This is a genomic window from Burkholderia sp. Ed8, from assembly GCF_040761425.1.
In the GTDB taxonomy this organism is placed as follows: domain Bacteria; phylum Pseudomonadota; class Gammaproteobacteria; order Burkholderiales; family Burkholderiaceae; genus Burkholderia; species Burkholderia seminalis.
Genome location: NZ_CP142886.1, coordinates 2644614 through 2656110 on the forward strand (window position 1 = coordinate 2644614; position 11497 = coordinate 2656110).

At 65.6% G+C, this 11497-nt stretch carries 10 protein-coding genes; all 10 read left to right on the forward strand.

Going from position 1 to position 11497, the window contains the following annotated elements; genetic code table 11:
* Window positions 1-6: 6 nt before the first annotated feature.
* Complete coding sequence (gene ftsH, locus VXM69_RS26095) at window positions 7-1905, forward strand: ATP-dependent zinc metalloprotease FtsH (protein WP_034186656.1); 1899 nt, start codon at window positions 7-9, stop codon at window positions 1903-1905.
* Between the two features lie 30 nt (window positions 1906-1935).
* On the forward strand, window positions 1936-2877 hold the full coding sequence (folP, locus tag VXM69_RS26100; RefSeq protein WP_051700904.1) for a dihydropteroate synthase: 942 nt from the start codon (window positions 1936-1938) through the stop codon (window positions 2875-2877).
* A 27-nt stretch (window positions 2878-2904) separates the two neighbouring features.
* Entirely contained in the window at window positions 2905-4260 is a 1356-nt protein-coding gene (glmM, locus tag VXM69_RS26105) for a phosphoglucosamine mutase (RefSeq protein ID WP_034186658.1), read from the forward strand.
* Between the two features lie 463 nt (window positions 4261-4723).
* Window positions 4724-5758 (forward strand): phosphate ABC transporter substrate-binding protein PstS, encoded by a 1035-nt coding sequence (pstS, locus tag VXM69_RS26110; RefSeq protein WP_069245608.1) that lies wholly within the window; start codon window positions 4724-4726, stop codon window positions 5756-5758.
* Between the two features lie 94 nt (window positions 5759-5852).
* Window positions 5853-6836: a phosphate ABC transporter permease PstC gene (gene pstC / locus VXM69_RS26115; protein WP_049029361.1), complete on the forward strand. Its 984-nt coding sequence runs from the start codon at window positions 5853-5855 to the stop codon at window positions 6834-6836.
* On the forward strand, window positions 6833-7726 hold the full coding sequence (gene pstA, locus VXM69_RS26120; protein ID WP_034186661.1) for a phosphate ABC transporter permease PstA: 894 nt from the start codon (window positions 6833-6835) through the stop codon (window positions 7724-7726). The genes pstC and pstA overlap by 4 nt, the downstream gene beginning before the upstream one ends.
* 15 nt (window positions 7727-7741) lie before the next feature.
* Window positions 7742-8590, forward strand: coding sequence for a phosphate ABC transporter ATP-binding protein PstB (gene pstB / locus VXM69_RS26125; protein ID WP_034186662.1), 849 nt, complete (start codon window positions 7742-7744; stop codon window positions 8588-8590).
* A gap of 18 nt (window positions 8591-8608) precedes the next feature.
* Window positions 8609-9313: a phosphate signaling complex protein PhoU gene (gene phoU, locus VXM69_RS26130; protein ID WP_034186663.1), complete on the forward strand. Its 705-nt coding sequence runs from the start codon at window positions 8609-8611 to the stop codon at window positions 9311-9313.
* 32 nt (window positions 9314-9345) lie between these two features.
* On the forward strand, window positions 9346-10047 hold the full coding sequence (gene phoB, locus VXM69_RS26135; protein ID WP_006750313.1) for a phosphate regulon transcriptional regulator PhoB: 702 nt from the start codon (window positions 9346-9348) through the stop codon (window positions 10045-10047).
* 57 nt (window positions 10048-10104) lie between these two features.
* Entirely contained in the window at window positions 10105-11424 is a 1320-nt protein-coding gene (gene phoR / locus VXM69_RS26140; protein ID WP_034186664.1) for a phosphate regulon sensor histidine kinase PhoR, read from the forward strand.
* The last annotated feature ends 73 nt before the right edge of the window (window positions 11425-11497 follow it).

The following is an 11497-nucleotide window of genomic DNA, read 5'->3' on the forward strand; positions in this document are numbered from 1 at the left end:
GGTGCTTTGAACAACAATATGTTTTCGAAGGCAGCGGTGTGGCTGGTGATCGCACTGGTGCTGTTTACGGTGTTCAAGCAGTTCGACAAGCCCCGCGTCCAGGAAGGCGTGTCCTATTCGCAGTTCATGGACGACGCCAAGAACGGCAAGGTCAAGAACGTCATCGTTCAGGGGCGCAACCTCACCGTCACTCCGGCTGATGGCCAGAAATACCAGATCGTGTCGCCCGGCGACATCTGGATGGTCGGCGATCTGATGAAGTACGGCGTGCAGGTCAGCGGCAAGGCCGACGACGAGCCGAACGCGCTGATGTCCGCGCTGTACTACCTCGGGCCGACGATCCTGATCATCGTGTTCTGGTTCTACATGATGAGGCAGATGCAGGGAGGCGGCAAAGGCGGCGCATTCTCGTTCGGGAAATCGCGTGCGCGGCTGATCGACGAGAACAACAACGCGGTGAACTTCTCCGACGTCGCGGGCTGCGACGAAGCGAAGGAAGAAGTGTCCGAGCTCGTCGACTTCCTGCGCGATCCGCAGAAATTCCAGAAGCTGGGCGGCCGCATTCCGCGCGGCGTGCTGCTGGTCGGCCCGCCGGGTACCGGCAAGACGCTGCTGGCCCGCGCGATCGCCGGTGAAGCGAAGGTGCCGTTCTTCAGCATCTCGGGTTCGGACTTCGTCGAAATGTTCGTCGGCGTCGGTGCGGCCCGTGTGCGCGACATGTTCGAGCAGGCGAAGAAGCATGCACCGTGTATCGTGTTCATCGACGAAATCGACGCGGTCGGCCGTCATCGCGGCGCCGGCATGGGCGGCGGCAACGACGAGCGCGAACAGACGCTGAACCAGATGCTCGTCGAGATGGACGGCTTCGAGGCGAACTCCGGCGTGATCGTGATCGCCGCGACCAACCGTTCCGACGTGCTCGACAAGGCGCTGCTGCGTCCGGGCCGTTTCGACCGCCAGGTCTATGTCGGCCTGCCGGACATCCGCGGCCGCGAGCAGATCATGCGCGTGCACCTGCGCAAGGTGCCGATCGCGAACGACGTCGACGCGGCCGTCATCGCACGCGGCACGCCGGGCTTCTCCGGCGCCGATCTCGCGAACCTCGTGAACGAAGCCGCGCTGTTCGCCGCCCGCCGCGGCAAGCGCATCGTCGAGATGCAGGACTTCGAGGACGCGAAGGACAAGATCTTCATGGGTCCGGAGCGCAAGTCGGCCGTGATCCGCGAGGAAGCGAAGCGTGCGACCGCGTATCACGAGTCGGGCCACGCGGTGATCGCGAAGCTGCTGCCGAAGGCCGACCCCGTGCACAAGGTCACGATCATTCCGCGCGGCCGTGCGCTGGGCGTCACGTGGCAGTTGCCGGAGCACGACAACGAGACGTACTCGAAGGACTACCTGATGGATCGCCTCGCGATCCTGTTCGGTGGCCGCGTGGCGGAAGAGCTGTTCATGAACCTCGTCAGCACCGGCGCATCGGACGACTTCAACAAGGCGACGCAGACGGCGCGTGCGATGGTCGCCCGTTTCGGCATGACCGACGCGCTCGGGCCGATGGTCTACGTCGACGACGAAAACGATGCATCGCCGTTCGGCCGCGGTTTCACGCGCACGATTTCGGAAGCGACGCAGCAGAAGGTCGACTCGGAAATCCGCCGCGTGCTCGACGAGCAGTACGGCCTTGCGCGCCGTCTGCTCGAGGAGAACCGCGACAAGGTCGAGGCGATGACGGCCGCCCTGATGGAGTGGGAGACGATCGACGCCGATCAGATCAACGACATCATGGAAGGTCGTCCGCCGCGTTCGCCGAAGAGCTCGGCGGCGGTCGGCGGCGATTCGTCGGGCGGTGGCAGCAGCGCCGAGGTCAAGCCCGGCAACGCACCGGCGCCGGCTACGCCGGCGGCGTAATCTCTCCGCTTTAGCACCGTTCACGGGCTGGTGTGGCTTCACACCGGCCCGTTTTGCATTCATCCACGCCAGTCGCTCGTGTCCGATTCCGCTGTGTCCCCGTTCATTCCCGCGCCCCTCCAGTGCGGCCGCTTCGAGCTGACGTTCGAGCGCCCGCTCGTGATGGGCATCCTCAACGCCACGCCCGATTCGTTCTCCGACGGCGGCCGCTTCCTCGCGCGCGACGATGCGCTGCGCCAGGCCGAGCGGATGATTGCCGACGGCGCGGATATCCTCGACATCGGCGGCGAATCGACGCGCCCTGGCGCACCGCCCGTACCGCTCGACGAGGAGCTGGCGCGCGTGATTCCGCTCGTCGAGGCGCTGCGGCCGCTGAACGTTCCGCTGTCGATCGACACATACAAGCCGGCCGTGATGCGCGCGGCGCTGGCCGCCGGCGCGGACCTGATCAACGACATCTGGGGGTTCCGCCAGCCAGGCGCGATCGACGCGGTGCGCGAGGGCAACAGCGGACTGTGCGCGATGCACATGCTCGGCGAGCCGCAGACGATGCAGGTCGGCGAACCCGACTACGGCGATGTGGTGACCGACGTGCGCGATTTTCTCGCCGTGCGTGCGCAGGCGCTGCGCGACGCGGGCATTGCCCCGGAGCGGATCTGCGTCGATCCCGGTTTCGGGTTCGGCAAGGCGGTCGTCGACGACAACTATGCGCTGCTGGCCGCGTTGCCGGACACGGCGCCCCTGCGGCCCGACGGGCGGGCATATCCGATACTCGCGGGCATGTCGCGCAAGTCGATGCTCGGCGCGGTGATCGGCGGCAAGCCGCCGATGGAGCGCGTCGCGGCGAGCGTGGCCGCCGCGTTGTGCGCGGTCGGGCGCGGTGCCGCGATCGTGCGCGTGCACGACGTCGCGGCGACGGTCGATGCGTTGAAAGTGTGGAATGCCGTGCGCGAAGCCGCGCGGCAACGATAAGTCAAAAGACGAAGGAGAAAGGATCCCATGGGACGTCGATATTTCGGCACGGACGGCATTCGCGGCACGGTGGGCGAGGCACCCATCACACCGGATTTCGTGTTGCGTCTCGGTTATGCGGCGGGCAAGGTGCTGGCCGGTTCGGCCGACGTCGCGGCGGGCGCGCGTCCGACCGTGCTGATCGGCAAGGACACCCGCGTGTCGGGCTACATGCTCGAGGCCGCACTCGAGGCCGGCTTCTCGGCGGCGGGCGTCGACGTGATGCTGGCCGGCCCGATGCCGACGCCGGGCGTCGCGTACCTGACGCGCGCGCTGCGCCTGTCGGCCGGTGTCGTGATCAGTGCATCGCACAACCCGTATCACGACAACGGGATCAAGTTTTTCTCGGCTGACGGCAACAAGCTGCCCGACGACACGGAAGCCGCGATCGAAGCGTGGCTCGACAAGCCGCTCGAGTGCGCGTCGTCCGACGGCCTCGGCAAGGCGCGCCGCCTCGACGACGCGGCAGGCCGCTACATCGAGTTCTGCAAGAGCACGTTCCCGGCCGCGTTCGACCTGCGCGGGCTGAAGCTCGTGATCGATTGCGCGCACGGCGCCGCCTACCAGATCGCGCCGCACGTATTCCACGAGCTTGGCGCGGACGTGATCCCGATCGGCGTCGCGCCGAACGGCTTCAACATCAACGACGGCGTCGGTGCGACCGCGCCGGACGCGCTCGTGCGCGCGGTGCGGGCGAACCACGCCGATCTCGGCATTGCGCTTGACGGCGATGCGGACCGCCTGCAGGTCGTCGATTCGACCGGTCGCCTGTACAACGGCGACGAACTTCTCTACGTGCTCGTGAAGGACCGGATCGCGACGGACGGCAAGGTCGACGGCGCGGTCGGCACGCTGATGACGAACCTCGCGGTCGAAGTCGCGTTGCAACGCGAGGGTGTGAAGTTCGTCCGCGCGGCGGTCGGCGACCGCTACGTGCTCGAGCAGTTGCGCGAACACGGCTGGCAGCTCGGCGCGGAAGGGTCGGGCCACATCCTGTCGCTCGACCGGCATTCGACCGGCGACGGCATCGTGTCGGCGCTGCTCGTGCTGGCCGCGCTGAAGCGCGGCGGCCGTACGCTCGCGCAGATGCTCGACGGCGTCACGCTGTTCCCGCAGAAGCTGATCAACGTGCGGATGAAGCCGGGTGCCGACTGGAAGGGCAGCGCATCGATTCGCGCGGCGATCGACGCGGCGGAGGCCGCGCTCGCCGGCCGCGGCCGCGTGCTGATCCGCGCATCGGGCACCGAGCCCGTGCTGCGCGTGATGGTCGAGGCGCAGCAGGCGGCCGACGCGGTGCGCCATGCGGAGACGATCGCCGACGCGGTGCGCGCCGCAACAACCTGATGCGGGATGGCGGCGCGCGGCAGTCCCGTCGCCCGCGCGCCGGCGTTCCGACGAATGACCAGGCGGCGCCTTCGGGGCGCCGCCATTTCGTCAGACGCAAAGGTTTGCGATATATAGATGTGTTTTGGGCGTGTGTTTCCGCACGCGCATGCTTCCGACCAGATAAATCCTCCGACCCCGGATATCCAGCCCGCCACCGGCAGGGCTTCCCGCCTCGCCGGCGCCCCGCGGCGATCCGCCGGCCCACCCGCGAATCGGGTGTCCGCCCGGTCCTTGCCAGGCAGGCAATTCTTGCCGCCATGGCCGTTCCGGTGCCGCCCAGGCGCCGCCCGCGGCCCCTCGCTATTCCCTTTCAACCAGTCATGTTACTGTCACGCCAGTTTCATCGATTGTCACATTACCGTCATGAGGAGCCCCTAACCTTCGCGGTGCCGTAGTCATCCGCTCACACACTGGAGGTCTCATGAAATTGATGCAAACCGCGATTGCCGGCCTGGCTGGCGCGCTTTTCGCCGTCGCCGCCCACGCTGCCGACATCACGGGCGCAGGCAGCACGTTCGCGATGCCGATCTATACGAAATGGGCTGCCGACTACCAGCAGTCCGGCGGTTCGAAGGTCAACTACCAGGGCATCGGCTCGTCGGGCGGCCTGAAGCAGATCATCGCGAAGACGGTCGATTTTGCCGGTTCGGACGCTCCGCTGAAGGATGAAGAGCTTGCGAAGGAAGGCCTGTTCCAGTTCCCGACGGTGGTCGGCGGCGTGGTGCCGGTCGTCAACGTGCCGGGCGTGAAGGCCGGCGAACTGACGCTGTCGGGCCCGGTGCTCGGCGACATCTACCTCGGCAAGATCAAGAAGTGGAACGACCCGGCGATCGCCGCGCTGAACCCGAAGGTCAAGCTGCCGGATACGGACATCGCCGTGGTTCGCCGCGCTGACGGTTCGGGCACCAGCTTCATCTGGACGAACTACCTGTCGAAGGTCAACGACGAGTGGAAGTCGAAGATCGGCGAAGGCACGACGGTCAACTGGCCGACGGGCACGGGCGGCAAGGGCAACGACGGCGTCGCGGCCTTCGTGCAGCGCCTGCCGGGCGCGATCGGCTACGTCGAATGGGCGTACGCGAAGAAGAACAACATGGTCTACACGGCCCTGAAGAACTCGACGGGCACGGTGGTCGAGCCGAAGACGGAAACGTTCAAGGCGGCCGCGGCCGGCGCGAACTGGTCGAAGTCGTTCTACCAGATCCTGACGAACCAGCCGGGCAAGGACGCATGGCCGGTCGTCGGCGCGACGTTCGTGCTGCTGCACGCGAAGCAGGACAAGCCGGAGCAGGGCGCCGAAACGCTGAAGTTCTTCAGCTGGGCGTTCAAGAACGGCGAGAAGGCTGCCGACAGCCTCGACTACATCTCGCTGCCGTCGGCGGTCGAGACGGAAATCCGCAAGCAGTGGAAGACGAAGGTGACGGACGCTTCGGGCAAGTCGGTCGCCGCCGAGTAAGCAATGCAGCGGTTCGCTGCCCGGCCGCGCCGGCCGGGCAGTGTGTGCGGTAAAGCCGGGCGTCATGGCGCCCGGCGATCAAAAGCAGGCACCCATGTCTGATATTTCCTACACGTCCTCCCGATCGTCCGACGGTGTGCAGCGCGCGCCGGGTCGTCTCGGGGATGTCCTGTTCGGCGGCCTCGCTCGGCTCGCCGCGATCGTGACCCTGCTGCTGCTGGGCGGGATCATCGTTTCCCTGATCGTTGCGTCGATGCCGACCATCGAGAAGTTCGGCCTCGGCTTCCTGTGGCAATCCGAGTGGGATCCCAACTCGGACATCTACGGCGCACTCGTGCCGATCTACGGCACGATCGTGACGTCGCTCATTGCGCTCGTCATCGCGGTGCCCGTCAGCTTCGGCATCGCACTGTTCCTCACCGAATTGTCGCCCGTCTGGCTGCGCCGCCCGCTCGGCATCGCGATCGAGCTGCTCGCCGCGATTCCGTCGATCGTGTACGGCATGTGGGGCCTGCTCGTGTTCGCGCCGATCTTCGCCGAATACTTCCAGAAGCCGATCGGCCGCCTGTTCAAGGACGTCTGGGTGCTCGGTCCGCTGACGGCGGGCCCGCCGATCGGCATCGGCATTCTCGCGGCCGGCGTGATCCTCGCGATCATGATCATCCCGTACATCGCGTCGGTGATGCGCGACGTGTTCGAGGTCACGCCCGTGCTGCTGAAGGAATCCGCGTACGGGATCGGCTGCACGACCTGGGAAGTGATGTGGAAGGTCGTGCTGCCCTACACGAAGACCGGCGTGATCGGCGGCGTGATGCTCGGCCTCGGCCGCGCGCTCGGCGAAACGATGGCCGTGACCTTCGTGATCGGCAACACCAACCTGCTCGACAGCGTATCGCTGTTCGCGCCGGGCAACAGCATCACGTCGGCGCTCGCGAACGAATTCGCCGAAGCGCAGCCGGGCCTGCATACGTCCGCGCTGATGGAACTCGGCCTGATTCTCTTCGTGATCACGTTCATCGTGCTGTCCATCTCCAAACTGCTGCTGCTTCGTCTCGAGAAGGGAGAGGGCAAGAAATGAGCGAGCCCATCATGAATTTCCCGGGAGCCGACGGCGCCGTGCTCGACGCGATGCGCAACCGCCTGCAGCGCAAGCGCAAGGCGATCAACGCGATCGCGCTTACCGCGTCGCTCGGCGCGATGGCGTTCGGCCTGCTGTGGCTCGTGTGGATTCTCTACACGACGGTGCACCTCGGTATCGGCGGCCTGTCGCTGCAGCTGTTCACCGAATCGACGCCGGCGCCGAACACGGAAGGCGGCGGTCTCGCGAACGCGATCGTCGGCAGCCTGCTGCTGTGCGGATTCGGCACGTTGGTCGGCACGCCGATCGGCATCCTCGCGGGCGTCTATCTCGCCGAATACGGCCAGAAGAACCTGCTGGCGAGCACGATCCGCTTCATCAACGACATCCTGCTGTCGGCGCCGTCGATCGTCATCGGCCTGTTCGTGTACGCGATCGTCGTGGCGAAATCGGGACGCTTCTCGGGCTGGGCCGGCGTCATCGCGCTCGCCCTGCTGCAGATTCCGATCGTGATCCGCACGACCGAGAACATGCTGAAGCTCGTGCCGAATGCGCTGCGCGAAGCGGCCTTCGCGCTCGGTACGCCGAAGTGGCGGATGGTGCTGAAGATCACGCTGCGCGCATCCGTCGGCGGGATCGTGACGGGCGTGCTGCTCGCGGTCGCACGGATTGCCGGCGAAACGGCGCCGTTGCTGTTCACCGCGCTGTCGAACCAGTTCTTCTCGTGGGACATGAGCCAGCCGATGGCGAACCTGCCGGTCACGATCTACAAGTTCGCGATGAGCCCGTTCGCGGAGTGGCAGTCGCTCGCATGGGCGGGCGTGTTCCTGATTACGCTCGGGGTGCTCGGACTCAACGTCCTGGCGCGCTCGATCTTCTCGAAAAAGTAACGGCGGAGCAATCCGATGAATATGGCAGAGAGCCACCTGAATCCCGTCGAGCGCACCGCTGCGCCGGCCGGCACGCATGACGCGGCGAACGATCGCCCGCTCGCGCCGCTGAACGCGAAGATCGAGGTCAACAACCTCAACTTCTTCTACAACAAGTTCCATGCGCTGAAGAACATCAACCTGCGTATTCCGGACGGCAAGGTGACCGCGTTCATCGGCCCGTCGGGTTGCGGCAAGTCGACGCTGCTGCGCACGTTCAACAAGATGTTCGCGCTCTACCCGGAGCAGCGCGCCGAAGGCGAAATCCTGATGGACGGCGAGAACCTGCTGACGACGAAGCGCGACATCTCGCTGCTGCGCGCGCGGATCGGCATGGTGTTCCAGAAGCCGACCCCGTTCCCGATGTCGATCTACGACAACATCGCGTTCGGCGTGAAGATGTTCGAAAAGCTCACGCGCTCGGAAATGGACGACCGCGTCGAGTGGGCGCTCACGAAGGCTGCTCTGTGGAACGAAGTGAAGGACAAGCTGGGCCAGAGCGGCTACGGCCTGTCGGGCGGCCAGCAGCAGCGCCTGTGCATCGCGCGCGGCATTGCGATCCGTCCGGAAGTGCTGCTGCTCGACGAGCCGTGCTCGGCGCTCGACCCGATCTCGACGGGCCGCATCGAAGAGCTGATCGCGGAGCTGAAGAGCGACTACACGGTCGTGATCGTCACGCACAACATGCAGCAGGCCGCACGCTGCTCGGATTACACGGCCTACATGTACCTGGGCGAGCTGATCGAGTTCGGCGAGACCGAAAAGATCTTCATCAAGCCGGTGCGCAAGGAAACGGAAGACTACATCACCGGCCGTTTCGGTTGATGACGGAGAACAACAGCCATGTCGGATAAACATCTGTCGAGCCAGTTCGATGCGGACCTGAATGCCGTGTCGTCGAAAGTGCTGGAAATGGGCGGCCTCGTCGAGTCGCAGATCGTCGGCGCGATGTACGCGCTGAACGAGTTCGACCGCGAGACGGCCGAGAAGGTGATCGCGGCCGAGGAAACGCTGAACGCGATGGAAGTCGACATCGACCAGGAGTGCGGCAACATCATCGCGCGGAGGCAGCCGGCCGCGCGCGACCTGCGCCTTTTGATGTCGATTTCGAAAACGATTACGAACCTCGAGCGCGCCGGCGACGAGGCCGAGAAGATCGCCAAGCGCGTGCGCCGCCTGGTCGACGAGCCGGCCGCGCGCGCGGTCAACATCGCCGAGATCAAGGTGTCGGGCGAGATGGCCGTGACGATCCTGCGCCGCGCGCTCGACGCGTTTGCGCGCCTCGACACGGTCGCGGCCGCGCAGATCGTCAAGGACGACAAGGAGATCGACCTGGAATTCCGCGCGTTCGTGCGCAAGCTCGTGTCGTACATGCAGGAAGATCCGCGCACGATCTCGGTCGGCCTCGAGTACCTGTTCATCGCGAAGGCGATCGAGCGGATCGGCGACCACGCGAAGAACATCGCCGAATTCATCATCTACATCGTGAAGGGCACGGACGTGCGGCACCAGCCGCGCGACACGCTCGACCGTGAAGCCAACAGTTAATACGACCCAGCACAGGAAAAACAGAGGTGCCGATGCCCAGCAACATTCTCGTCGTTGAAGATGAGCCCGCGATTTCCGAACTGATCTCGGTGAATCTCCAGCACGCCGGTCACTGCCCGATCCGTGCGTACAACGCCGAACAGGCGCAGAACCTGATCAGCGATGTGCTGCCCGATCTCGTGCTGCTCGACTGGATGCTGCCGGGCAAGTCCGGTATTGCGTTCGCGCGCGACCTGCGCAACAACGAACGGACCAAGCACATCCCGATCATCATGCTGACTGCCCGCGGCGACGAGCAGGACAAGGTGCTCGGCCTCGAAATCGGCGCGGACGACTACGTGACGAAGCCGTTCTCGCCGAAGGAGCTGATGGCGCGGATCAAGGCCGTGCTGCGCCGCCGTGCGCCGCAGCTGACCGAGGACGTCGTGTCGATCAACGGGCTGCGCCTCGACCCGGCCACGCATCGCGTCGCCGCGCACGGCGATGGCAGCGAGATCAAGCTCGATCTCGGCCCGACCGAGTTCCGCCTGCTGCATTTCTTCATGACGCATCCGGAGCGTGTCCACAGCCGAACGCAACTGCTCGACCAGGTATGGGGCGACCACGTGTTCGTCGAGGAGCGTACCGTCGACGTGCACATCAAGCGATTGCGCGCAGCCTTGAAACCGGCCGGTTGCGATGCGATGATCGAGACCGTGCGCGGCAGCGGCTACCGGCTCGCCAAGCACGCGTAACGTATCCGCGCATGCCGTGTGCCACGGCATGCCGTTCATTCTTTCGGACGCTGAATCATGAACATCATCTGGGCGCGCTTTCTGGTGTCGCTCGTGCTGCTCGTGCTGATCGGCGTATTGGTCGGCGTTTTCGCCGGCCCGACCGCGGGCCTCGTGTTCGTGGTCGTGATGCTGGTCGCGCAGGGCTTTTTCAGCACCTTCCATACGCAGCGTCTGTGGCGCCTGCTCGACGCGCCCGTCTACGGCGAAGTGCCGAGCGCGCCGGGCATTTGGGGCGAAATCTACTATCGCCTGCACAAACTCGCGAAGCAGTGGCATGCGCAGGTGCGGCAGGTCGAGCAGCAGCATTCGCGCTTCATCCAGGCGATCCAGGCGTCGCCCAATGGCGTCGCGATGCTCGACGACCACGACCAGATCGAGTGGTGCAACGCGATCGCCGAGGTTCATTTCGGCCTCGACGCGAAGCGCGATCTGCGCCAGCACATCACGAACCTGGTGCGCCATCCCGATTTCGTCCGCTACCTGAATGCGCAGCTTTACGACGAGACGCTCGTGATGCGCGGCATGGGCGACTCGCGGCAGAACGTGCTGGAAGTGCAGGTGTTTCCGTACGGCGAGAACCGCAAGCTGCTGCTCACGCAAGACATCACCGAGCTCGAACGCACCGACGCGATGCGGCGCGACTTCGTCGCGAACGTGTCGCACGAGCTGAAGACGCCGCTCACCGTGCTGTCGGGCTTTCTCGAGACGATGCGCGAGTTGCCGCTGAACGAGGAAGACCGCGCGCGTTATCTCGACATGATGGAGCAGCAGGCGTCGCGCATGCGGCACATCGTGACCGACCTGCTGGTGCTCGCGAAGCTCGAAGGCGAGAGCAAGCCGCCGCTCGATCACGCGATCGACATGCGCGCCGTGTTCGACCATCTGAAGGAGGATGCGCAGACGCTGTCGAACGGGCATCACGACATCGCGTTCATGATCGACGAGACGCTCGGCGTCACGGGGGCGCAGACGGAGCTGTTCAGCGCGTTCGCGAACCTCGTCACGAACGCGATCCGCTATACGCCGGAAGGCGGCAAGATCGTCGTCACGTGGCGGCGCGAGGGCGCGCAGGGCGTGTTTTCCGTCACGGACAGCGGCTTCGGCATTCCGGCCGCCGACCTGCCGCGGCTCACCGAGCGCTTCTACCGCGTCGACCGCAGCCGTTCGCGCGACACCGGCGGCACGGGCCTCGGGCTGGCGATCGTCAAGCACGTGCTGCAGCGGCACGACGCGCACCTGTACGTGCAGAGCGAGGAAGGGCGCGGCAGTACGTTCACCGCGCGGTTCCCGGGTTCGCGCGTCATCGCGATCCGGCCGGCCGCGTACGAGGCGTGACCGCGTAGCGTTCCGACGTTCGAAACAAAAGAGCAGCCCGCGGGCTGCTCTTTTTCATGCGCGAGGCTTCGCG